Origin of the sequence: Streptomyces sp. ISL-96, assembly GCF_018614035.1 — a bacterium.
Classification (GTDB): Bacteria; Actinomycetota; Actinomycetes; order Streptomycetales; family Streptomycetaceae; genus Streptomyces.
Genome location: NZ_JAGGPA010000002.1, coordinates 118,480 through 138,586 on the forward strand (window position 1 = coordinate 118,480; position 20,107 = coordinate 138,586).

Consider the following 20,107-nt stretch of genomic DNA (forward strand, 5'->3'; position numbering starts at 1 on the left):
CGTAGCCTGGCCGCATGTCCGAGAGCGCCGTCCACCTTGCCGAGGGCCCGCGGGTGGCCCTGCGGCACTTCAGCTACGCCGACGCCGACGAGTTCACCGCGCGGGCGCGCGAGAGCAGGAGCCTGCACCACCCGTGGCTCTTCCCGCCGGACCAGCCGTCGGCGTACGCCGCCTACGCGGGTCCGCTCATCGAGGACCCGACGAGGGTCGGCTACCTGGTGTGCGAGCGCTCCGACGGGAGCATCGCGGGCTTCATCAACATCAACAACATCGTCGGCGGCGGCTTCCTGTGCGGTGCGCTGGGTTACGGCGCGTTCGCGCACGCGGCGGGGCGCGGTCTGATGAGCGAGGGCCTCGGCCTGGTCCTGGACCAGGCCTTCGGCCCCCTGGGGCTGCACAGGCTGGAGGCCAACATCCAGCCCGCGAACGAGGCGTCGATCGCGCTCGTCCGCAGGGCGGGGTTCCGCCTGGAGGGGTACTCGCCCGACTTCATCCACATCAACGGAGCGTGGCGCGACCACGAGCGGTGGGCGATCACGGCGGAGATGCGCGGCTGAATGCCGGTGAACCACTGGCCGTGCGACTGCCCTGCGGGCGGCTTGTTCCCCGACCCGCCCCTTCCCGAACTGGGGCGCTGCCCCAGACCCCGCTCCTCAATCGCCGGAGGGGCTGAATAATGCGGCCGAATTCAGCCCGTCCGGCGTTTGAGGACACGCCCGCAGGGCGGGGGGCCGGCGCGGGACCCCCTGGTCAGGGTGGCGTCCGGCGTGATCCGATGGGGATCGGGCGCCGGTGGACGGCGGCCCGTGTGAGGGAGTGAGGCTGCCTTGGCCACGACCGTGCGACGTGCCGTACTGACCCTGCCCGCCGCCCCATTGGGACCGGAGAACCCCCTACCAGGACTCCGTCCCCTTGACGAGCAGCATGCCATCGACGAGCGCTCGCGCGCCGGGCTGCCGCGCGACATGGCCCGGCAGGTCGGATACGAGCCGCTGCGCACCCTCCTGCCCGTACGCGTCCTGGACGGTTACGGGCGCGAGCGCACGCCGACGGACCTCGACGCGATCGTCATCGAGAACGACCGCCTGCGAGCCACCGTGCTGCCGGGACTGGGCGGGCGCGTCCATTCGCTGTTCCACAAGCCGACCGGACGCGAACTCCTCTACCGCAACCCGGTCTTCCAGCCCGCCGACTTCGCGCTCAACGGTGCCTGGTTCTCCGGCGGACTGGAGTGGAACATCGGGGCCACCGGACATACGACACTGTCCTGCGCCCCGCTGCACGCCGCGATCGTCCCCGCCCCCGACGGCGGCGACATGGTCAGGCTCTGGGAGTGGGAACGGCTGCGCGACCTCCCCTTCCAGGTCGACCTGTGGCTTCCGGCCGACTCCGACTTCCTCTACGTCGGCGTACGGATACGCAACCCGCACGAGCGGACCGTCCCTACGTACTGGTGGTCCAACATCGCCGTCCCGGAGGACGAGGGAACCCGAGTCCTCGCCCCGGCGGACGAAGCCTGGCACTTCGGGTACGAGCGCAGCCTGCGGCGCGTCCCCGTCCCGGATTCGTGCGGCGACGGCGTCGACCGCACGTACCCGCTGCGCGGCGACTATCCGGCGGACTACTTCTACGAGGTGCCACAGGACGCCCGCAAGTGGATCGCGGCCCTCGACGCCGACGGCCGCGGACTCGTCCAGACCTCCACCGACCAACTGCGCGGGCGCAAGCTGTTCCTGTGGGGAGCGGGGCGCGGCGGGCGGCGCTGGCAGCAGTGGCTGACCGAGCCCGGCACCCCGGGGTACGCCGAGATCCAGGCCGGCCTCGCCCGTACGCAACTGGAGCACGTACCGCTGGAGGCCGGAGCCGAGTTCAGCTGGCTGGAGGCGTACGGTCCGCTGGCCGCCGACCCGCGGGCGGTGCACGGCGAGGACTGGGCCGCTGCCCGCGCGGAGGCCGGCGCCCGGCTGGAGGACGCGCTGCCGCGGGCGCGGGTGGACGCCGCGTACGAGGCGTGGCGGCCGTACGCCGACCACGAGCCGGGGGAGTCGTTCGCGACCGGCTCGGGGTGGGGCGCGCTGGAGGTGCTGCGCTCCGGACTCAAGCTTCCCGGCACGCCCTTCGGCGAGGTGACACTCGGGGAACAGCAGAAGCCGTGGGTGGAGTTGCTGCGCAGCGGTACGTTTCCGGACTCCTCGGACGAGGCGGCGCCGCCCGGGCCGTCCCTGGTCGCGCCGCACTGGCGCGACATGCTGGAGACGGCGCCGGCGGAGCCCCTTACGGAGTACCACCTGGGCGTCGCCCAGTGGCACGCGGGCGATCTGGCGCAGGCGGTGCGGAGTTGGGAGCGGGGCCTTCAAGTCAGCCCTTCGCGATGGCCGTTGCTGCGCTGCCTCGCTGTCGCCGACCGGGACGCGGGAAACGTGGGGCGCGCCGCCGACCACTATGCCGAGGCGTTCGAAGACCTCTGCCGGGAGCGGCGCGACCGTGACGGCGAGGCGTGGACGGCGGCGACGGCTGCGCTGGGGCGCGAGGCGATCGCCGCGCTGCTGGCGGCGGGGCGGGCGGACGGTGCCCGCACGGTCTGGGACGCGCTGCCTTCCGCCCTGCGGGGGAGCGGACGCTTCCGGCTCGTCGAGGCGCAGCTCCTTGTCGCCGAGGGCGACAAGGAGGGCGCCCGCGCCGTCTTCGACGCCGGGTTCGAGGTGCCGGACCTGCGGGAGGGCGCGGAAGTGCTGGGCGAGGTGTGGGCGGCGGTCAGCGACGAGCCGTTGCCCGACGCGTACGACTACCGGATGCGGCCGGCGGGGGAGTAGTTCAGTTCGCCGCGCGCCGGTCGACGTACTCGAAGACCGAGCCGTCGGGGTGCGCGGCGATCAGGTTGCGGCCGACCGGGGTCGGGACGGGGCCCGCGATGATGCGGGCGCCGGCGTGGGTCAGGGCTGCGCCGGCCTCGTCGACGTCCTTGACGGCGATGGTCGCCGACACCTTGCGCAGCACTTCGAGTTCGGACTCGGGGCCGCTCATCAGGAGGAAGCAGCCTACTGCGGCGACGGAGACGCCGGCGCGCTCGAAGCGCAGGGCGCGGCTTCCGGTGAGGCTTTCGTAGAAGGCCACCGTGGCCTCCAGGTCGTCGACGCAGATGCGCAGCGTGGTTCCCAGGATTTCCATGGGGATCAGGGTAGTTGGTGCTTTGCGTGCCGGGCGGGAGAGTGCGCGGTCGGAGCCCTGCGGGGCTGTTCCCCTACCCGCCCCTTCCCGCTGTGACATTTGCGGCTCCGCCGCGTGGGGGCTCCGCCCAGGACACGAGAGCTTCGCCCTCACGCGCGGCACAGCACCTCGCCGTGCGGCACCATGAACCACGCGTCGTCCCGGTCGCCCCACTCCCGCCACGCCCCGGCGATCGCCGACAGGTCGTCCCGTGTCGCGTGGCCGCCGGCCACTGCCAGTTCGGCGTACACGGATGCCGTCGTACGGTCCGCCCAGAGGCCGCTCCACCACGCCCGCTCCTCGGGCGTCGCGAAACACCACACCGCCGCCGACGACCGCACATCCGTGAAGCCGGCCCGCCGTGCCCAGGACAGGAGTCTGCGGCCCGCGTCCGGTTCCCCGCCGTTCGCGCGGGCGACCCGGCCGTACAGCTGCTGCCACTCGTCCATGAGCGGCACCTCGGGGAACCACGTCATCGCGGCGTAGTCGCTGTCGCGTGCGGCGACGATGCCACCGGGGCGGCACACGCGCCGCATTTCGCGCAGCGCCCGCACCGGATCACCCACGTGCTGGAGGACCTGATGGGCGTGGACCACGTCGAAGGAGTCGTCGGGGAAGTCGAGCGCGTGGACGTCGGCCACCGCGAACTCGACGTTCGCCAGGCCTCGCTCCGCCGCCACCTCGCGCGCCCGTACAACGACGTCCTCCGCCGCGTCGACCGCCGTCACCCTGCCGGGGGCGACCAGCGCGGCCAGGTCGGCCGTGATGGTGCCGGGGCCGCAGCCCACGTCCAGAACGTCCAGCCCCGGCCGCAGTTCGTCCAGCAGGTACGCGGCGGAGTTGGCGGCGGTACGCCAACTGTGCGAGCGCAGTACCGACTCGTGGTGCCCATGGGTGTAGACGGCGTTCTCCTGCGGCATGGCCGGGCTCCTTCTCCTCGAAGCGTGAAGCGGTACGCCGTACGTTACGCCGCCATGCCGGAATATGAGACGTAAATCTTGCCATGTGGGATGGGCGGTCCGCCCCGGTCCCGAGCGTCGCCGGAGACCCGCGCCACCCGGTGTTTGGTCCCCGGGCTCAGGGGCACCGGGAAGGTCCACCGCCACCGCCCCGCCTACGAGGTGAACGCAGTGACCCGTAACCGTCCCCGCATCGTCATCGTCGGAGCGGGTTTCGCCGGTCATCAGGCCGCGAAGACCCTCTCCCGGCGGCTCCGGGACAACGCCGAGATCGTTCTTCTCAACCCCACCGACTACTTCCTCTACCTCCCCCTCCTGCCACAGGTCGCCGCCGGCATCCTCGAACCACGCCGCGTGACGGTCTCGCTGCCGGGGACGCTCCCGCGCGTACGGCTGGTCCTCGGCGAGGCGGACCACATCGATCTGGCGGCGCGGCGCGTGCACTACACCGGGCCCGAGGACGACACGGGCGAGCTGGAGTACGACCGGCTGGTGCTGGCCGTCGGCAGCGTCAACAAACTGTTGCCGGTGCCCGGCGTCGCCGAACACGCCCACGGCTTCCGCGGGCTGCCCGAGGCCCTCTACCTGCGGGACCACGTGACCCGCCAGATCGAGCTGGCCGCCGCCACCGGCGACCCGGACGAGTGCGCCGCGCGCTGCACCTTCGTCGTCGTCGGCGCCGGCTACACCGGGACCGAGGTCGCCGCCCAGGGCAAGATGTTCACCGACGCCCTCGTCCGCAAACAGCGCTCCTGGCGGCACACCGGGCACAAGCCTCGCTGGCTGCTGCTCGACATCGCGCCGCGCGTCCTGCCCGAACTGGACCGGCGGCTGTCGCAGACCGCGGACAAGGTGCTGCGCGGGCGCGGAGTCGACGTACGGACGCGGACGTCCGTCAAGGAGGCCACCCACGAAGGGGTGCGGCTGGACGACGGGGAGTTCGTGGATACCAGGACGCTCGTCTGGTGTGTCGGCGTACGGCCCGATCCGCTGGTCTCCGAAGTCGGTCTGCCCGTCGAGCGCGGCCGCCTGCTCGTCGAGCCCACACTCAACGTCCCCGGGCACCCGGAGGTCTTCGCGTGCGGCGCCGCCGCCGCCGTGCCCGACCTCACCCGGCCGGGGGAGTACACGCCGATGACCGCGCAGCACGCCGCCCGGCAGGGGAAGGTCGCCGGCCGCAATGTCGCCGCGTCCCTCGGGTACGGGGAGCGGCAGACGTACAAGCACAACGACCTGGGGTTCGCCGTGGACCTCGGCGGGATCCAGGCCGCCGCCAACCCCCTCGGCGTTCCCCTGTCCGGCCCGGTCGCGGGTGCGGTCACCCGTGGCTACCATCTCGCCGCCATGCCGGGGAACCGGGTGCGGGTCGCCGCCGACTGGATGCTCGACGCCGTACTGCCGCGCCAGGCCGTGCAGCTCGGCCTCGTACGGTCCTGGTCCGTCCCGCTCGACACGTCGGCGCCGCAGCTGGCCAGGGTTCCCGGCGGCCGACCGGACCGACCCGATGGAGCCGACCGATCCGGCAAGGAGTGACCCCCAAGGAGTGACATGGACAGCGAACAGCTCATCGAGCTCGGGCAGCAGCTGAGGGTGGACGCGGTACGGGCCGCCGACGCCGCTCAGTCCGGCCATCCGACCTCGTCGATGTCGGCGGCGGACCTCGCGGCCGTACTCCTCGCCCGGCATCTGCACTACGACTTCGGCCGGCCCGACCACCCCGGCAACGACCGCCTGATCCTCTCGAAGGGCCACGCGTCACCGCTGCTGTACGCCATGTACCGGGCGGCCGGGGCCATCGACGACGAAGAACTCCTGACCTACCGGCGGCGCGGCAGCCGCCTCGAAGGGCACCCGACGCCCAGGCTCCCCTGGGTCGACGTGGCGACGGGCTCGCTCGGGCAGGGCCTGCCGGTCGGCGTCGGAGTGGCGCTGGCCGGCAAGCGGCTGGACCGGGTCCCGTACCGCGTATGGGTACTCAGCGGCGACAGCGAAATGGCGGAGGGATCGGTGTGGGAGGCCGTCGAACACGCGGCCGACCAGCGCCTCGACAACCTCACCCTCGTCATCGACGTCAACCGGCTCGGGCAGCGCGGCCCCACCCGCCACGGCTGGGACCTCGGGGCGTACACCCGCAGGCTGCACGCCTTCGGCTGGCACACCATCGAGGTCGACGGCCACGACGTCGACGCCGTCGATGCCGCGTTCAACGAGGCACGCTCCACCACAGGGCGGCCCACCGCCGTCGTCGCGCGCACGCGCAAGGGCCGTGGTGTCGCCGCGGCGGAGGACAAGGAAGGCATGCACGGCAAGCCCCTGAAGGACGCCGAGAGCGCGATCGAGGAGCTCGGCGGGCCCCGGTTCGTCCATGTGGAGGTGCACAAGCCGCACAGCGCGCGGAGCGCGAACGGTACCCGCGGAGGGCAACTGAAACTGCCGGGTTACGAGAAGGGCGACGAGGTCGCCACGCGCAACGCGTACGGCGAGGCGCTCGCCGCGCTCGGAACCGCGCGCGGTGACGTCGTGGCGCTCGACGGCGAGGTGAGCGACTCGACCCGGTCGCAGTTCTTCGCGAAGGAACACCCGGACCGGTTCTTCGAGTGCTACATCGCCGAACAGCAGCTCGTCGCAGCGGCGGTCGGCATGCAGACACGCGGTTACGTCCCGTACGCCTCGACCTTCGCGGCGTTCCTGACCCGCGCGCACGACTTCGTACGGATGGCCGCGGTCAGCCGGGCCGGCATCAACCTGGTGGGCTCGCACGCCGGAGTCGCCATCGGCGAGGACGGCCCCTCCCAGATGGGGCTCGAAGACCTCGCGCTCTTCCGCGCCGTACACGGCAGCACCGTCCTGTACCCGTGCGACGCCAACCAGACGGCCAAGCTCGTCGCCGCGATGGCGGAGGGCGACGCGCAGAGCCGGGGCGTGCGCTATCTGCGCACCAGCCGGGGCGCCACACCCGTCATCTACGGGCCCGACGAGGAGTTCCCGGTCGGCGGCAGCAAGCTGCTGCGCTCCAGCGACGACGACAAGCTGACGCTGCTCGCCGCGGGCGTGACGGTCCACGAGGCACTGCGCGCCGCGGACCTGCTGGCACAGGACGGCCTGCCGGTGCGGGTCGTCGACCTGTACTCGGTCAAGCCCGTCGACGAGCGCGCCGTCCAGACGGCGGCGGAGCGCACCGGCTGCCTGGTGACGGTCGAGGACCACCATCCGCAGGGCGGCCTGGGCGACGCGGTCGCCGAGGTGTTCGCCGACGGACGGCCGGTGCCGCGCCTGGTCCGCCTGGCCGTGGGGAACATGCCCGGCTCGGCCACGGAGCAGGAGCAGCTGAGTGCGTCGGGGATCGACGCCGACTCGATCGCGGCCGCGGTAGCGCTCCTGGCGGAGAAGGTGATCGTACGGTGAGAGCGCGGTGAGAGCGCGGCGGGGCGTGGGTGGCGGGGTGCCCTGAACACCCCGCCACCCTCCCCGCGCCGTGCGGGTATGCGGGGTCGCCGGTGACAGGCGGCCCCGTGCTCGCGTCTGTGTTGCCGGTGGGGCGGTCACGTGCGTACGACGAAGGTCCTCTTCCCCGACAGCGGCCTCACCAAGGCCGATGTCGCCGGCTACTACCGGCGGGTGGCGGCGTTCATGGTGCCCCAGCTGCGCGGCCGGCCCCTGATGCTGGAGCGCCGGCCCGACGGCACCGAAGGCCCGCGCGTGCCTCACGCTGCACCGCTGGCTCTCGCGCGCCGACCGCGCCGAGCGGCCCGACCGGCTGATCCCACCCGGACGAGCTGACCACGGCCGCACGCAAACAGGCCCGCGGCGACCGGCTGCTCTACCTGGACGTCGGGCGCAACGCCTACGGCCAGACGGCCGTCGCCCCCTGGTCGCCCCGCACCAGGGAGGGCGCGCCGGTCGCCGCGCCCGTCTCCTGGGAGCAGCTCGACGACAAGCAACTCACCGCGCGCACCTGGTCGTTGACGGACACCGACGGCGTACTGGAACAGGCCCGCACGAACCCCTGGTCGGGCGTGTCCTCCAGGGGCCGCGCGCTGGGCCCCGCGCGCGGGCGGCCGCGCGCTCTGCGCTGACCGGACGCCACGTACGGGAGCGGCGCGGCGTTTGGAACCGGCGTCTTGGGTTACCCGATGTCGGAGGCTGCCATGGAAAATACATCCGATACACCCGACAACGCACGGAAAACCAACCAGAGTTCGCAGACAAAGGCGGAAAGCCTGCCGGGCCCGATGGATGTGCTGCGCGGCGCGCGGGCGCAGCTCGCGGAGCTCACCGGCATGGAGGCCGAGTCGGTCTCCTCCTTCGAACGCATGGAGGACGACGGCGGCTGGATGTTGCGGATCGAGGTCCTCGAACTGGCCCGGGTCCCCGACACGATGAGCCTGCTCGCGTCGTACGAGGTCACCCTCGACGCCCACGGAGAGCTCAGTGGCTACCGGCGCGTCCGCCGCTACGAGCGCGGCAGGGCGGACCGTTCATAGCCGCCTCACCAATCAAAGACAAACATGGGCAATCCAATACGAACCAACCCTAAGGAGGGCCGGTCGGCATGACCGTAGTCCCGGCACAGCAAGGCGGAGGCGGCGGCGGTACCAGCGGCCTCTACGACGTCCTCGAACTCGTCCTCGACCGGGGACTCGTCATCGACGCGTTCGTACGTGTCTCCCTGGTCGGCATCGAAATCCTCAAGATCGACATCCGGGTCGTGGTGGCGAGCGTCGACACGTACCTGCGCTTCGCCGAAGCCTGTAACCGCCTCGACCTCGAAACCGGCGCCAACAAGAGCCCCGGACTCCCCGAGATCGTCGGCGACATCACCGAGTCCGGCGCCCGCGGCAAGTCCAAGGGCGCGCTGTCCGGAGCCGCCGAGACCATCTCGGGCGCGTTCAAGCAGGCCCGTGGCGGCGGTGACGAAGAGCCGGAGCCGAAGTCGAGCTCCCGGCGCGGCACCGCCGCTTCCCGCCGGAAGGAGGAGCAGGAGTGAGTACGTACGTCTACGGCATCGCACGCGCCAACCACCCCGAACTCCCCGAGCCGACGAACGGAGTCGGCGACCCGCCGATGCCCGTACGCACCCTCAGGACCGGCGAACTGACCGCCCTCGTGAGTGACGCCCCCGAGGATCTCAGGCCCAAGCGCCGCGATCTGCTGGCCCACCAGACCGTGCTCGCGAACGCCGGCGCCGAGGGCGCCGTGCTGCCGATGCGCTTCGGAAGCCTGTCGGCCGACGACGAGTCCGTACGCACGGTGCTCGCCGAACGCGAGAAGCACTACCTGGAGCGGCTCGACGCGCTCGACCACAAGGTCGAGTACAACGTGAAGGCCACGCACGACGAGGAGGCCGTCCTGCACCAGGTGCTGGCGGACGACGCCGAACTGCGCGCGCTCAACGAAGCCAACAGGGCGGCAGGCGGCGGAACGTACGAACAGAAGCTGCGGCTCGGCGAGCGCGTGGTGGCCGCCGTGCAGGCCCGCGAACGGCGCGACGGCGAACTGGTGCGCCAGGCTCTGGAGGCGGCGGCGGGAGCCGTCAGCCCCGGACCGGACAGCAGCGGCTGGCTGGCGAATGTCTCCTTCCTCGTCGACCGCGACCGCACCGCGGAGTTCGTGGAGGCGGTGGACGCGTTGCGCAAGGAGCACCCCCATCTCGTGCTCCAGGTGAACGGCCCGCTGCCGCCGTACAGCTTCGTGGAGTGACGGACAAATGACGGAGAAGTGAGAGCGGAGCAGCTATGGGACTCCTGGGAGAGCTGCTGCTCCTGCCCGTGGCCCCTGTCCGCGGCACCGGCTGGGTGCTGCGGCAGGTGGTCGCGGAGGCGGAGCGGCAGTACTACGACCCGTCGGCCATCCAACGCGAACTGTCCCTCCTGGAGCGCCGGCTCGAAGCGGGAGAGATCGACGAGGCCGAATTTGACCGCCGGGAGGACGAACTCCTCGACCGGCTGGAGAAGAGGAACCCCACGACATGAACAGAAGCCCGGGCCGCCGATGACGACGCCGAACAGACTTCCCGACCCGTACGCCTCCAATGGAAGCGCGAATCTCGCGGACATTCTTGAGCGCGTACTGGACAAGGGCGTCGTCATCGCCGGAGATATCAAGATAAATCTCCTCGACATCGAACTCCTCACCATCAAACTGCGCCTCATCGTCGCCTCCGTCGACAAGGCGAAAGAAATGGGCATCGACTGGTGGGAGGACGACCCGTCTCTTTCCTCCGGCGCCCGTCGCCGTGAACTGGCCGAGGAGAACGAGCGGTTGCAGCGGCGCATCGCCGATCTGGAGGCGACGTCGTCGCCCGCTCTCGAAGAGCGCGAGGGCCCGGCATGAACGAACTGCGCTACGTATACGCGGTCACCCGGCCCTTCGACGGCGTCCCCCCGGAAGGTGTGCGCGGCCTCGACGGGGAGCCACCCCGGCTGCTGCACCACGGCGACCTCGTCGCCGTGGTCAGCCCGGTGCCGGCCGAGGACTTCGCCGAGGCGCCGCTCAAGCGGCACTTGGAGAACCTCGACTGGCTCTCCGCCACCGCCCGCACGCACGAGGCCGTCGTCGGCGCCCTGACGGCCGTCACCTGCCCCGTGCCGCTGCGCCTGGCCACCGTGTGCGTCGACGACAGCGGCGTACGCAGACTGCTCGACGCGGGGCACGACCGCTTCGTACAGACGCTGGAGCGGCTGGAAGGGCGGGTCGAGTGGGGCGTCAAGGTGTACGCCGATCCCGAGCCGGAGCCGGAGCCGGCCGAGGTGCCGCAGGTGCAAGCCCCCGCGACCGGCCGTGACTACCTGCGCCGGCGCCTCAATCGCCGTCAGGCGCGGGAGAGCGTATGGGAACGCGCCGAGACCCTGTCACGCACGCTGCACGCGGAACTCTCCCTGTGCGCGGAGGCCGGTGTCCTGCACCGCCCGCAGGACTCCCGGCTCTCCGAGACGCCGGGGCAGAACATCCTCAACGCGGCGTACCTGGTGCCGCGCGAGCGCGGCGAGGACTTCGTGACGGAGGTCGGCCGGCTCACGCCGGAGGAGCCGGGCGTACGAGTGGAACTCACGGGCCCCTGGGCCCCGTACTCCTTCGCGGGGCAAGCGGAGCAAGCGGGGCAAGCAGGGCAGGAAGAGACAGCCGGACCATGACGACGCCGCAGCGGCCCGACACCGCGTCGCCCCTCGCCCAGCGTCAACTCGCCCTCGTCGACCTGCTGGACCGGCTGCTGGCCGGCGGAGTCGTGATCAGCGGCGACCTGACCCTCCGTATCGCCGACGTCGATCTCGTACGTGTCGACCTCAACGCCCTCATCAGCTCCGTCAACGTCGACGTACCGTCCCCGTTCGAGGAGGAGGAGTCCGCATGACCACCGAAGCCACCGCTGAAGCCACCGCTGAAGGCCGCCGACGGGTGGAGCTCGACGCCGACACCGTCGAACGCGATCTCGTCAAGCTCGTCCTGACGGTCGTGGAGCTGCTGCGCCAGCTGATGGAACGCCAGGCGCTGCGCCGCGTGGAGACCGGGGACCTCAGCGAGGAGCAGGAGGAGCGGATCGGCATGACGCTGATGCTCCTGGAGGACCGGATGGACGTGCTGCGCACCCGCTTCGGCCTCGAACCCGAGGATCTCAATATCGACCTCGGGCCGTTGGGGCCACTGCTGCCCCGAGGTGAATAGGAAACAGAGGCAAACAGAAGCGGGGCGGCGGCCCGCAGGCCGCCGCCCCGCTTCTATTGCCTCTCCTACCATCGATACCAGCGGGACCTGCCACCCGTGGCCGATGTGCTTCGCATCAGGAATCCCAGAAGCCAGATGACCAGGACCGCGATGGCGATATACCAGAGAACCTTCACCGCGAATCCGGCACCGAAGAGAACCAGTGCGAGAAGTAGAACCAGCAGGATGGGAACCATTATGTGCACCTCCTGAATACGCGAGTTCCCGGATTTCGTCCCCATACACCGAACGCGCTGAATACCCTGAGAGTTGATGTGACCGGAAAGCCCGACCGCAAGACCCGGATTACCGTCCTGGTGGCGCTCGCCGCCAATCTCGTCATCGCCGCCGCCAAAACAGTCGGCGGACTGGTATCGGGATCGCCCGCCCTGCTCTCCGAGGCCGCGCACTCCGTCGCGGACAGCCTCAACGAGGTATTCCTGCTCGCGTCCCTGCACCGCAGCCGCCGCCCGGCGGACCGGAAGCACCCCTTCGGGTACGGCAAGGAACGTTACTTCTGGGCCCTGCTCGCCGCCGTGGGCATCTTCATCATGGGCGGCTGCTTCTCCTTCTTGCAGGGCTTCGAAGCAGTCGGCGGTGCCACCGGCAAGGATTCGTACACCGGTTACGTCGCCGGGCTCGCCGTCCTCGGTGTCGCCCTCCTGGCCGAGGGGGCCTCCCTGGCCCGCGCCCTCTACCAGGCGCGGCGCCAGCCCGGCACCGGCATCGGGCGCGATCCGGCCCTGCGCACGGTCGTCGCCGAGGACGGCACCGCCGTCGTCGGAGTGCTGCTCGCCGCGGCCGGCATGGTGCTCCACATGGTGACCGGGGACGTCGTCTACGAAGCGGTCGCGTCCTTCTCCATCGGCCTGCTTCTCGTGTACGTCGCCTACCGGCTCGGCCGGGACGCCATGACGCAGCTCATCGGTGAGGCCGCCGACCCCGAACTGCGCGGACGCATCAGCGCGCTCATCGAGGCCCAGCCGGAGATCGACAACGTCGACGAGCTGCTGACGATGCAGCTGGGACTCGACTCCCTCCTGGTGGCCGCCCGCGTCGACCTGATGCCCGGCCTGGACAGCGAGGAGGTGGAGCTCGTCTGCGTACGCATCAAACGCACCGTGAAAAAGACCTGGCCGCGAGCCGACCACGTCTTTCTCGACGTCACCGAGGCCCCTTCCGAGGTCTCTACTGAGCAAGCGGGCGGTACACGGTGAGCGCCTCGCCGAGCTTGTCGATGACCAACTCCCGCGGAGCCTGCGCCACTTCACCGTCGTACGCGAGCAGCGTGCCCGGCGCGAGATCCGAGATCCAGACCCTGCGCAGCCGCTGGGCCGCATGCACGGGGGAGCGGCTCAGCGGGCCCGCCAGCGCCGCCGCCAGCAGCCGCAGGCCCGGCAGCCGCCCGCCGTGCACCACGCGTACGTCGAGCAGCCCGTCGGCCAGGTCGAGACGCCGGCCGGGGGCCGCGCCGAAGCGCTGGTACATGCCGTTGCCCGCGAACAGCATCCACAGCGCGCGCCGACGCCCCTTGTGCTCTCCGATGTTGGCTTCCAGCGGCCGCTCGCCGCGCAGCACTTCGGCGGCCGCCAGTACGCCGGCGGGCCAGCCGCCGATGCGCGGGGCCCAGCGTTCCCTGACCCGTACCAGCTCGGGATAGACGCCCAGGCTGAAGGTGTTGAGGAAATGACCCGGCTCGCCGCCCGGACCGGGGCCGGGCGTGAACCGGCCCAGGTCCACCTTGACCGCGTCGCCGGACGCCAGGGCCCGGCAGGTGTCGTGGACTTCCTCGATGCCCAGGTCGTACGCGAAATGATTCAGCGTGCCGCCGGGGAACACGGCGAGCGGCACCCCGTGACGGACGGCGACGACCGCGGCCTGGTTGACCGTGCCGTCCCCGCCGCAGATACCGAGCGCCCGGCCCTGCTGCGCCGCCTTGTCCAGCTCCGCCGACAGTTCGTCGGGCTCGCACTCGACGACGTGGGCGAGCGGCAGCGCGTCCCGTACAAGCGCCGCCCTGGCCGCGGCCGAACCCGACCGTTTGTTGACCACGACGATCAGGTCCTTGCCGCCGGGCAGCGCGGGGGCTTCGGTGTACGGCCTCCCGGGGACGGGGATCTGGTCCCGCGTCGGTACGATCCCGCGCACCGCGAACGCCGCTCCTATCCCCAGGGCCGCCCCGACCAGTACATCGCTCGGATAATGCGCGCCCGTGTAGATGCGGGAGAAGGCCACCGACGCCGCGACCGGCGCCACGACCGCACCCCACCCCCTGGACTCCAGCGCGACACCCGTCGCGAAGGCCGCGGCGGAGGCCGAGTGGCCGGAGGGGAAGGAGGTGGTGATGGGCTGGCGCTTGAGCTGCCGGATCAACGGCACGGGGTCCAGGCCGGGCCTTGTCCGGCGTACCGAACGCTTCCCGATGGTGTTGACGGTGACAGACGCCAGCGCGAGTGAGGCGACTCCGCGCACGGCGGCCCGGCGGGCGCGGGTGCTGCCGCCGAGGGCCGCGATCGCGGCGGCCGTACCGAACCACAGCAGACCGTGGTTCGCCCCGTGGCTCAGGCGCGGCAGGACGCGGTCCGCGCCCGGCCAGTGGTGGGTCGCCACGCCGTGGAAGAGCGCCCGGTCACGGGCGCTCAGCCAGGCGGCGATCCGGCCCGGCACCTGGGGCGGGACATGCGTGTGTGCTGCGTGTGCGGAAGGCATGGCACGCGACTACCCGCCAAAGTGCCTCCCGAATCCGGCAGCGGAGTCCGGCTGCCGAATTCAGCCCCTCCGGCAGGTTTAAAGGACCGGCGCCAGGCCAATAGCGCCGGTTATGTCCCGTCCGGCCGCGACCATCGCAGCAGCGCCCCCAGCCCGCCCGCGGGGCGGGCGATGTCCGGGGCGTCGTCGCCCGCCGGCGGGACCATGACCGCCTCGGCGCCGGTCATGGCGGCCGAGCGCAGCAGCGCATCGTCGGCGCGGGCGGTGTGCGGCTCGCGCTCACTCAGGTAGCGCGCGTCCGTACGGCGCACCGCCAGCTGGTCCGGCTCGTCGCCCACCCACACCTCGCGGGCGGCGTCGGGCCCGTCGGGGTCCACCAGCAGTTCCGAGATCCGGTGCTCGCGCGCCGCGTCCACGAGCGCGGGCACCCCTTCGGCCGCGACGACGATGCCGCCGTCCGCCGACGGGTTGCGCGCGGCGCGGAAGCGCTCCAGCTCGGCGGCGGCGTGCCTGAGCGCGTGCTCCTGCCTGGCTCGTTCCACGTCCTCGTCCAGCAGCCGGGAGTCCGCCCCGGCCGACCGGCCGCCGTGGTGCGTCTCGATGGTCAGGGGCTGGAGCCTCAGTGGAAGCGCGTCGTGCACGGCGCGCCGCTCACGCTCGTCGCCCGCCAGGACCACCAGCCCCGCGCGGGTCTCCTCCTGACAGGCACTCAGCGCCTCGGCGATGTCGCGGGCGTTCTGCTCCCAGGTGTTCTCGACCTTCAGCTGGAAGTGGCGCTCGGACCAGTCGTCGCTCGCGGTGCGGTGCAGCGGCCACTCCTCGCCGTGGATCTGCCCGGCGGGACGGCTGCCCAGGGTGGTGCGCAGCTCGAAGTCGGCACCCTTGCGATCGATGTACGCGACCAGGCAGACCGGTTCCTCGCCCGCGAGACCGAGCAGCGGGCCGACCCGCGGCAGCACGGACCAGCTGGTCACGGGGGCCGGCGGGCGGATCGCCAGCGGCGGGTCCAGCACCACTTCGCCGCCGTGCGCGAAGACGGCGCGGCCCGCGGGCGCCGCGCCGTGGGTGTACGAGGCCAGGGCGTCGTACACGGCGTAACCCGTCGCCTCGTCGGCTCCCTGTTCCAGCAGGTCGCGGCAGGCCTGGCGGGCGTGGAGCTCGCGCCGTTCGGGAGTGGACTCGTCGATGGTGGAGGTATCGGCGTAGACCGAGGCCCACGGGCCGGCGCGTTCGTACAGTGGGGTGAGGAATGAGAGGTCCATTGCTCCCTCCGGGATGTCTGGTGGGACGTGCACGGCGGGTACCCGAAGGTGAAGCATGAACACCATGGACTCGAACCTCAACCCGCTCCTCACCCGCCACAGCGAAGCGCTCGCTCTCTTCGGCGGCCACGTGCACGCCGTACGCGAGAACCAGTGGCAGGCACCGACCCCCTGCACCGACTGGTCGGTGCGCGACCTCGTCAACCACGTGACCGTGGAACAGCTGTGGGTACCCCCGCTGGTGACCGAGCAGCGCACGACCGAGGAGGTCGACATCGAGGGCGATGTGCTGGGCGACGACCCGGTGGCCGTCTGGGACCGCGCGGCCGCCGACGCGCGCGAGGCCTTCGCGGCGCCGGGGGCGCTGGAGAGGACCGTGGAGCTGTCGTACGGTCAGGCCACCTGCGCGGCGTACTGCGCGCAGATGGTGTCCGACCTGGTGGTGCACGCGTGGGACCTGGCGCGGGCGATCGGGGCCGACGAGCGGCTGCCCGAGGACCTCGTGAACTTCACGGTGCGTGAAGTGGGACCGTACTCCGCCGACCTGGAGAAGAGCGGTCTGTTCGCCGCTCCGGTGGAGCCGCCCCCCGGAGCCGACGTACAGACCAAGCTGCTCGCTCTGCTGGGGCGCCGCGTCTGACGACTGACGGCCGGGGCTCGGCTAGGGCCTGGAAGCGCGCGCGAACTCCTCCGTGAAGGTCGTGCAGAACGCCTTGAGGTCGTCGGGCTTGCGGCTGGTGATCAGCGTGGCGGGGGCCGCGTCGCAGACCTTCACCTGCTCGTCGACCCAGGTGCCGCCCGCGTTGCGGATGTCCGTACGCAGACTCGGCCACGAGGTCAGGGTCCTGCCGCGCACGACGTCCGCCTCGACGAGCGTCCAGGGGCCGTGGCAGATCGACGCGACCGGCTTGCCCGCGTCGAAGAAGGCGCGTACGAACGCCACGGCCTTGTCGTCCATGCGCAGGAAGTCCGGGTTGGCGACGCCTCCGGGGAGTACCAGGCCGCCGTACTCCTCGACCGACGCGTCGCCGACCACCTGGTCGACGGGGAAGGTGTCCGCCTTGTCGAGGTGGTTGAAGGCCTGGACGCTGCCCGGCTTCGTGGAGACCAGCCGGGGTGTGTCACCGGTGTCGGTCACCGCCTGCCAGGGCTCGGTGAGTTCGACCTGCTCGACGCCCTGGGGCGCCACGAGAAACGCGATCCGCATTGTGCTCCTTCCCTTGAACGCTGTGCTGCGCGTGTTGCGTGTGCTGTCGGTGCCTCAGGCGCCGGTCCACGGTCCCGGGCTGGGTGCGGCCCGGCTGATGTCGGCGAGTGCCGACTGCGGGTCCTGGAACTCCGCGAGGTCGCCGATACTCACCACACCGAGCGGCCGGCCGTCCTCGATGACGGGGAGCCGCCTGATCGCGTGCTGCCGCATCAGGGCTACGGCTGTCGACACCTCGTCGTCCGGGCCGATGCACACCGGCGCCGGGGTGCATACGGACTGGGCGTTGACGGTGAGGGGATCGACGCCGTCCGCGACCGCGCGCAACGCGATGTCCCGGTCGGTGAGCACACCGATCAGCTGGTTGTCCTGCGCTACCAGCACATCACCGATGTCCTGCGCGCGCATCAGCTGCGCCGCTTCCACGAGCGAGGCATCGGGCCGTACGGCTGCGACGCCCGCTGTCATCACTTCCCTCACGAACTGGGCCATGGCTGTCCGCCTCATCTCTTCACTCGCGCTGTTGGCCGGCTGTTGGCTACCGGCGCGGGTACCCGTCGCGTGGGGGGCAAACATCCGGCGACGTGGGGTGTTTGAGCCGCGAGTGACGGGGGACTCGGTGCGCGGCTGAGCGGCCATGGGAAAAGGGATGAGTCTCCGGGCGCGGCCCGCACCGCTTCGAACGGCGGCGGCGCGGGCCGCGCCCGGAGTGTTCGTTCCTGCTTCCGGCGGCTTTCGGCGGCTTCCGGGTTTGCGCACCGCTGTGCTGGTCACCCGGCACGCAGGCCGTCCCAAGGAAGGACAGAGCCAATGGTGGGCTTAACCGTCCTGATCCCGGTACTCATGCCGGTTCTCATGCTGGGCGTGATCATCGCGCTCGGCCGCTACGAAGAATTCATATTGCCGACGGAATCGCCGGCGGAATTGCCGGCGAAGGCGAGGGGCAACCGCCATCGCCGGACACGCTGAGGACTCAGTCGTCCGCGCCGTGCCGGGGGCTGCCCGGCAGGAACTCCTGGAGCTTCGACTTCAGGCCCCGCTTCATCACCGCGGCCCCCTCCGCGTCGCCCTTCAAAAGCGCCGACGCCGTCGCCTCGATCTGGTCCCACGTCGCGTGCGGCGGGATCGGCGGCACCGACGGGTCGGTCACGAAGTCCAGTACGACCGGCCGGTCCGCCTCCAGCGCGGTCCGCCACGCGCTCTCCACCTGCTCCGGCTTCTCCACCCGGATCCCGGTGAGGCCGATCGACTCGGCGAACTCCGCGTACGGCACATCGGGGATCGACTGCGACGGCAGGAAGGACGGGGCGCCGCCCATCGCCCGCAGCTCCCAGGTCACCTGGTTCAGGTCCCGGTTGTTCCAGACGGCCACGATCAGCCGCGGGTCATCCCACAGGTGCCGGTACTTCGCGACGGAGATCAGCTCCGCCATGCCGTTCATCTGCATCGCCCCGTCGCCGACGAGCGCGATCGCGGGACGGTTCGGATGCGCGAACTTCGCCCCGATCGCGTACGGCACACCGCACCCCATCGTCGCCAGCGTCCCCGACAGCGACGCCCGCATGTCGCCGCGCAGCCGCACGTGGCGCGCGAACCAGTTGGTGGCCGAGCCCGAGTCGGCCGCCAGCATCGCGTGGTCCGGCAGCAGCCGGGACAGCTCCGCCGCCACCTGTTCCGGATTGACCGGATCGGCGGACAGCGCGGCCCGCCGCTCCATGACCTCCGTCCACCGCTCGACGCCCGCGCAGATCTCGTCGAACCAGTCCCGCGACTCCTGGCGCCGCAGCAGCGGGATCAGCTCGCGCAGCGTCGCCCGCGCGTCGCCGACCAGGTTCACCTCGTACGGATAGCGCATCCCGATCATGTGCGGATCGATGTCGATCTGCACGGCCCGCGCCTTGCCGAACTCCGGCAGGAACTGGGAGTACGGGAAGCTGGAGCCGATCGTCAGCAGCGTGTCGCAGTCCCGCATCATCTCGTACGACGGACGAGTGCCCAGCAGCCCGATCGAGCCCGTGACGTACGGCAGCTCGTCGGACAGCACGTCCTTGCCGAGCAGCGCCTTCGCGACGCCCGCCCCCAGCAGCTCCGCGATCTCCTGGACCTCGGCCCGCGCCCCCGCAGCGCCCTGACCGGCCAGGATCGCCACCTTGTCGCCGGCGTTGAGCACGTCCGCCGCCCGCCGCAGCGTGTCCGGCGAGGGCATCGCGGTCCAGCTGCTGCGGTCCAGGCTGGAGGGGACCATCTTGAAGGCGTGCGGCGGCGGGGTGTACTCCAGCTCCTGCACGTCCGCCGGCACGATGACCGCTGTGGGACAGCGCCGGGCGTACGCCGTACGGATCGCCCGGTCCAGTACGTTCGGCAATTGCTCCGGCACGGTCACCGTCTCCACGAAGTCGGAGGCGACGTCCTTGAACAGTGAGTGCAGATCGACCTCCTGCTGGTACGAGCCGCCCATGGCGCTGCGCGCGGTCTGCCCGACGATGGCCAGCACCGGCACATGGTCGAGCTTGGCGTCGTACAGGCCATTGAGGAGGTGGATCGCCCCGGGACCCGACGTCGCGGCGCACACCCCGAGCCGGTTCCCGAACTTCGCGTATCCGACCGCCTGGAACGCGGACATCTCCTCGTGCCGGGACTGGATGAAACGCGGCTGGTCGTCGGCGCGCCCCCAGGCCGCCAGCAAGCCGTTGATGCCGTCACCCGGATAGCCGAACACGCACTCGACTCCCCACTCGCGCAGGCGCGACAGGATCCGGTCGGCGACGTCGGTGCTCATATGAAGGCCTCCAGGGGTGCGTGCGATGCGTGCGTGTGTGCGGTTGTGCGGTGAAGCCGGTTAAAGACAGCACTGTGCCGAGTACCAGGGACGCGGTGATGGAAACCGGCCACCGGCGAACCTGACCCGTTTGGCGTACGGGAGGCGGGGCACGAGCCCCATGTGCTTCGGACTGGAGGCACGTCCGTGGGAGCGGTGGTTCGCGCTCCGGGCGTGTCACGTCCCGGTGCCCCGGCAAGCCCTCCCCACGGTGACATCCGTCCGCCGTCTGCACCGTTCAGGG

At 71.3% G+C, this 20,107-nt stretch carries 23 protein-coding genes and 1 pseudogene; 16 read left to right on the plus strand and 8 right to left on the minus strand.

The window, feature by feature from the left end:
- Positions 1 to 14 precede the first annotated feature (14 nt).
- Complete coding sequence (locus J7E96_RS01815; protein ID WP_215126672.1) at positions 15 to 557, plus strand: GNAT family N-acetyltransferase; 543 nt, start codon at positions 15 to 17, stop codon at positions 555 to 557.
- Positions 558 to 827: 270 nt separating this feature from the next.
- Positions 828 to 2,813, plus strand: a complete 1,986-nt coding sequence (locus J7E96_RS01820; RefSeq protein WP_215126674.1) for a DUF5107 domain-containing protein — start codon at positions 828 to 830, stop codon at positions 2,811 to 2,813.
- A gap of 1 nt (position 2,814) precedes the next feature.
- On the opposite strand, the gene J7E96_RS01825 is transcribed toward J7E96_RS01820, so the two are convergent.
- A complete protein-coding gene (locus tag J7E96_RS01825) occupies positions 2,815 to 3,168 on the minus strand; it encodes a VOC family protein (protein WP_215126675.1) in 354 nt (117 codons plus the stop codon).
- A gap of 149 nt (positions 3,169 to 3,317) precedes the next feature.
- Complete coding sequence (locus J7E96_RS01830; protein ID WP_215126677.1) at positions 3,318 to 4,127, minus strand: class I SAM-dependent methyltransferase; 810 nt, start codon at positions 4,125 to 4,127, stop codon at positions 3,318 to 3,320.
- Between the two features lie 90 nt (positions 4,128 to 4,217).
- On the opposite strand from J7E96_RS01830, the gene J7E96_RS01835 reads away from it, so the two are divergent.
- The 11 genes and pseudogenes from J7E96_RS01835 to J7E96_RS01885 all read left to right on the plus strand — a co-directional run bounded on the left by J7E96_RS01835 (position 4,218) and on the right by J7E96_RS01885 (position 11,828).
- Positions 4,218 to 5,699 (plus strand): NAD(P)/FAD-dependent oxidoreductase, encoded by a 1,482-nt coding sequence (locus J7E96_RS01835; RefSeq protein ID WP_215126679.1) that lies wholly within the window; start codon positions 4,218 to 4,220, stop codon positions 5,697 to 5,699.
- A gap of 15 nt (positions 5,700 to 5,714) precedes the next feature.
- Positions 5,715 to 7,571 carry a transketolase gene (locus J7E96_RS01840; RefSeq protein WP_215126681.1) on the plus strand — a complete coding sequence of 619 codons (1,857 nt, stop codon included), beginning with the start codon at positions 5,715 to 5,717 and terminating at the stop codon, positions 7,569 to 7,571.
- 117 nt (positions 7,572 to 7,688) lie between these two features.
- Positions 7,689 to 8,242 (plus strand): annotated as a pseudogene (locus J7E96_RS01845) (hypothetical protein).
- Positions 8,243 to 8,314: 72 nt separating this feature from the next.
- The gene (locus J7E96_RS01850) at positions 8,315 to 8,650 is read left to right on the plus strand and encodes a gas vesicle protein (RefSeq protein WP_251069260.1); all 336 of its coding nucleotides are present in this window, start codon (positions 8,315 to 8,317) and stop codon (positions 8,648 to 8,650) included.
- A 68-nt stretch (positions 8,651 to 8,718) separates the two neighbouring features.
- Entirely contained in the window at positions 8,719 to 9,153 is a 435-nt protein-coding gene (locus tag J7E96_RS01855; protein ID WP_215126685.1) for a gas vesicle structural protein GvpA, read from the plus strand.
- Positions 9,150 to 9,866 carry a GvpL/GvpF family gas vesicle protein gene (locus tag J7E96_RS01860; RefSeq protein ID WP_215126687.1) on the plus strand — a complete coding sequence of 239 codons (717 nt, stop codon included), beginning with the start codon at positions 9,150 to 9,152 and terminating at the stop codon, positions 9,864 to 9,866. The genes J7E96_RS01855 and J7E96_RS01860 overlap by 4 nt, the downstream gene beginning before the upstream one ends.
- A 35-nt stretch (positions 9,867 to 9,901) precedes the next feature.
- A complete protein-coding gene (locus J7E96_RS01865; protein ID WP_214973464.1) occupies positions 9,902 to 10,138 on the plus strand; it encodes a gas vesicle protein GvpG in 237 nt (78 codons plus the stop codon).
- A 19-nt stretch (positions 10,139 to 10,157) separates the two neighbouring features.
- The gene (locus J7E96_RS01870) at positions 10,158 to 10,499 is read left to right on the plus strand and encodes a gas vesicle protein (RefSeq protein WP_215126689.1); all 342 of its coding nucleotides are present in this window, start codon (positions 10,158 to 10,160) and stop codon (positions 10,497 to 10,499) included.
- The gene (locus J7E96_RS01875) at positions 10,496 to 11,299 is read left to right on the plus strand and encodes a GvpL/GvpF family gas vesicle protein (RefSeq protein ID WP_215126691.1); all 804 of its coding nucleotides are present in this window, start codon (positions 10,496 to 10,498) and stop codon (positions 11,297 to 11,299) included. Before J7E96_RS01870 ends, J7E96_RS01875 begins: the two co-directional genes overlap by 4 nt.
- The gene (locus tag J7E96_RS01880) at positions 11,296 to 11,517 is read left to right on the plus strand and encodes a gas vesicle protein (RefSeq protein ID WP_215126693.1); all 222 of its coding nucleotides are present in this window, start codon (positions 11,296 to 11,298) and stop codon (positions 11,515 to 11,517) included. The genes J7E96_RS01875 and J7E96_RS01880 overlap by 4 nt, the downstream gene beginning before the upstream one ends.
- Positions 11,514 to 11,828 (plus strand): gas vesicle protein K, encoded by a 315-nt coding sequence (locus J7E96_RS01885; RefSeq protein ID WP_215126695.1) that lies wholly within the window; start codon positions 11,514 to 11,516, stop codon positions 11,826 to 11,828. The genes J7E96_RS01880 and J7E96_RS01885 overlap by 4 nt, the downstream gene beginning before the upstream one ends.
- Positions 11,829 to 11,893: 65 nt before the next feature.
- Here the strand turns inward: J7E96_RS01885 and J7E96_RS01890 are convergent, their stop codons facing one another.
- A complete protein-coding gene (locus J7E96_RS01890; protein WP_215126697.1) occupies positions 11,894 to 12,064 on the minus strand; it encodes a hydrophobic protein in 171 nt (56 codons plus the stop codon).
- Positions 12,065 to 12,142: 78 nt separating this feature from the next.
- Here J7E96_RS01890 and J7E96_RS01895 point away from each other — a divergent pair, with 78 nt between their 5' ends.
- Positions 12,143 to 13,084 (plus strand): cation diffusion facilitator family transporter, encoded by a 942-nt coding sequence (locus J7E96_RS01895; RefSeq protein ID WP_308295800.1) that lies wholly within the window; start codon positions 12,143 to 12,145, stop codon positions 13,082 to 13,084.
- Here J7E96_RS01895 and J7E96_RS01900 read toward each other — a convergent pair.
- On the minus strand, positions 13,056 to 14,576 hold the full coding sequence (locus J7E96_RS01900; RefSeq protein WP_215126699.1) for a bifunctional phosphatase PAP2/diacylglycerol kinase family protein: 1,521 nt from the start codon (positions 14,574 to 14,576) through the stop codon (positions 13,056 to 13,058). The two genes, J7E96_RS01895 and J7E96_RS01900, sit on opposite strands and share 29 nt — an antisense overlap.
- Positions 14,577 to 14,686: 110 nt before the next feature.
- On the minus strand, positions 14,687 to 15,838 hold the full coding sequence (locus tag J7E96_RS01905; RefSeq protein WP_215126701.1) for a Vms1/Ankzf1 family peptidyl-tRNA hydrolase: 1,152 nt from the start codon (positions 15,836 to 15,838) through the stop codon (positions 14,687 to 14,689).
- Between the two features lie 55 nt (positions 15,839 to 15,893).
- On the opposite strand from J7E96_RS01905, the gene J7E96_RS01910 reads away from it, so the two are divergent.
- The gene (locus J7E96_RS01910; RefSeq protein ID WP_374196628.1) at positions 15,894 to 16,478 is read left to right on the plus strand and encodes a TIGR03086 family metal-binding protein; all 585 of its coding nucleotides are present in this window, start codon (positions 15,894 to 15,896) and stop codon (positions 16,476 to 16,478) included.
- A gap of 21 nt (positions 16,479 to 16,499) precedes the next feature.
- Here J7E96_RS01910 and J7E96_RS01915 read toward each other — a convergent pair whose 3' ends face one another.
- Complete coding sequence (locus J7E96_RS01915; RefSeq protein WP_215126703.1) at positions 16,500 to 17,045, minus strand: type 1 glutamine amidotransferase domain-containing protein; 546 nt, start codon at positions 17,043 to 17,045, stop codon at positions 16,500 to 16,502.
- Between the two features lie 54 nt (positions 17,046 to 17,099).
- Entirely contained in the window at positions 17,100 to 17,537 is a 438-nt protein-coding gene (locus J7E96_RS01920; protein WP_215126705.1) for a CBS domain-containing protein, read from the minus strand.
- A gap of 318 nt (positions 17,538 to 17,855) precedes the next feature.
- On the opposite strand from J7E96_RS01920, the gene J7E96_RS01925 reads away from it, so the two are divergent.
- Positions 17,856 to 18,014, plus strand: a complete 159-nt coding sequence (locus J7E96_RS01925; protein WP_215126707.1) for a hypothetical protein — start codon at positions 17,856 to 17,858, stop codon at positions 18,012 to 18,014.
- A 4-nt stretch (positions 18,015 to 18,018) separates the two neighbouring features.
- On the opposite strand, the gene J7E96_RS01930 is transcribed toward J7E96_RS01925, so the two are convergent.
- A complete protein-coding gene (locus J7E96_RS01930; RefSeq protein ID WP_215126709.1) occupies positions 18,019 to 19,824 on the minus strand; it encodes a thiamine pyrophosphate-requiring protein in 1,806 nt (601 codons plus the stop codon).
- Between the last annotated feature and the right edge of the window lie 283 nt (positions 19,825 to 20,107).

What these genes read in the sequence shown, in the direction of transcription:
- J7E96_RS01815 (WP_215126672.1), top strand. Translation starts at nt 15, where the DNA reads ATGTCCGAGAGCGCCGTCCACCTTGCCGAGGGCCCGCGGGTGGCCCTG.
- J7E96_RS01825 (WP_215126675.1), bottom strand. Translation starts at nt 3,168, where the DNA reads ATGGAAATCCTGGGAACCACGCTGCGCATCTGCGTCGACGACCTGGAG.
- J7E96_RS01830 (WP_215126677.1), bottom strand. Translation starts at nt 4,127, where the DNA reads ATGCCGCAGGAGAACGCCGTCTACACCCATGGGCACCACGAGTCGGTA.
- J7E96_RS01835 (WP_215126679.1), top strand. Translation starts at nt 4,218, where the DNA reads ATGGGCGGTCCGCCCCGGTCCCGAGCGTCGCCGGAGACCCGCGCCACC.
- J7E96_RS01840 (WP_215126681.1), top strand. Translation starts at nt 5,715, where the DNA reads ATGGACAGCGAACAGCTCATCGAGCTCGGGCAGCAGCTGAGGGTGGAC.
- J7E96_RS01850 (WP_251069260.1), top strand. Translation starts at nt 8,315, where the DNA reads ATGGAAAATACATCCGATACACCCGACAACGCACGGAAAACCAACCAG.
- J7E96_RS01855 (WP_215126685.1), top strand. Translation starts at nt 8,719, where the DNA reads ATGACCGTAGTCCCGGCACAGCAAGGCGGAGGCGGCGGCGGTACCAGC.
- J7E96_RS01865 (WP_214973464.1), top strand. Translation starts at nt 9,902, where the DNA reads ATGGGACTCCTGGGAGAGCTGCTGCTCCTGCCCGTGGCCCCTGTCCGC.
- J7E96_RS01870 (WP_215126689.1), top strand. Translation starts at nt 10,158, where the DNA reads ATGACGACGCCGAACAGACTTCCCGACCCGTACGCCTCCAATGGAAGC.
- J7E96_RS01875 (WP_215126691.1), top strand. Translation starts at nt 10,496, where the DNA reads ATGAACGAACTGCGCTACGTATACGCGGTCACCCGGCCCTTCGACGGC.
- J7E96_RS01880 (WP_215126693.1), top strand. Translation starts at nt 11,296, where the DNA reads ATGACGACGCCGCAGCGGCCCGACACCGCGTCGCCCCTCGCCCAGCGT.
- J7E96_RS01885 (WP_215126695.1), top strand. Translation starts at nt 11,514, where the DNA reads ATGACCACCGAAGCCACCGCTGAAGCCACCGCTGAAGGCCGCCGACGG.
- J7E96_RS01890 (WP_215126697.1), bottom strand. Translation starts at nt 12,064, where the DNA reads ATGGTTCCCATCCTGCTGGTTCTACTTCTCGCACTGGTTCTCTTCGGT.
- J7E96_RS01900 (WP_215126699.1), bottom strand. Translation starts at nt 14,576, where the DNA reads ATGCCTTCCGCACACGCAGCACACACGCATGTCCCGCCCCAGGTGCCG.
- J7E96_RS01905 (WP_215126701.1), bottom strand. Translation starts at nt 15,838, where the DNA reads ATGGACCTCTCATTCCTCACCCCACTGTACGAACGCGCCGGCCCGTGG.
- J7E96_RS01910 (WP_374196628.1), top strand. Translation starts at nt 15,894, where the DNA reads ATGAACACCATGGACTCGAACCTCAACCCGCTCCTCACCCGCCACAGC.
- J7E96_RS01915 (WP_215126703.1), bottom strand. Translation starts at nt 17,045, where the DNA reads ATGCGGATCGCGTTTCTCGTGGCGCCCCAGGGCGTCGAGCAGGTCGAA.
- J7E96_RS01920 (WP_215126705.1), bottom strand. Translation starts at nt 17,537, where the DNA reads ATGGCCCAGTTCGTGAGGGAAGTGATGACAGCGGGCGTCGCAGCCGTA.
- J7E96_RS01925 (WP_215126707.1), top strand. Translation starts at nt 17,856, where the DNA reads ATGGTGGGCTTAACCGTCCTGATCCCGGTACTCATGCCGGTTCTCATG.
- J7E96_RS01930 (WP_215126709.1), bottom strand. Translation starts at nt 19,824, where the DNA reads ATGAGCACCGACGTCGCCGACCGGATCCTGTCGCGCCTGCGCGAGTGG.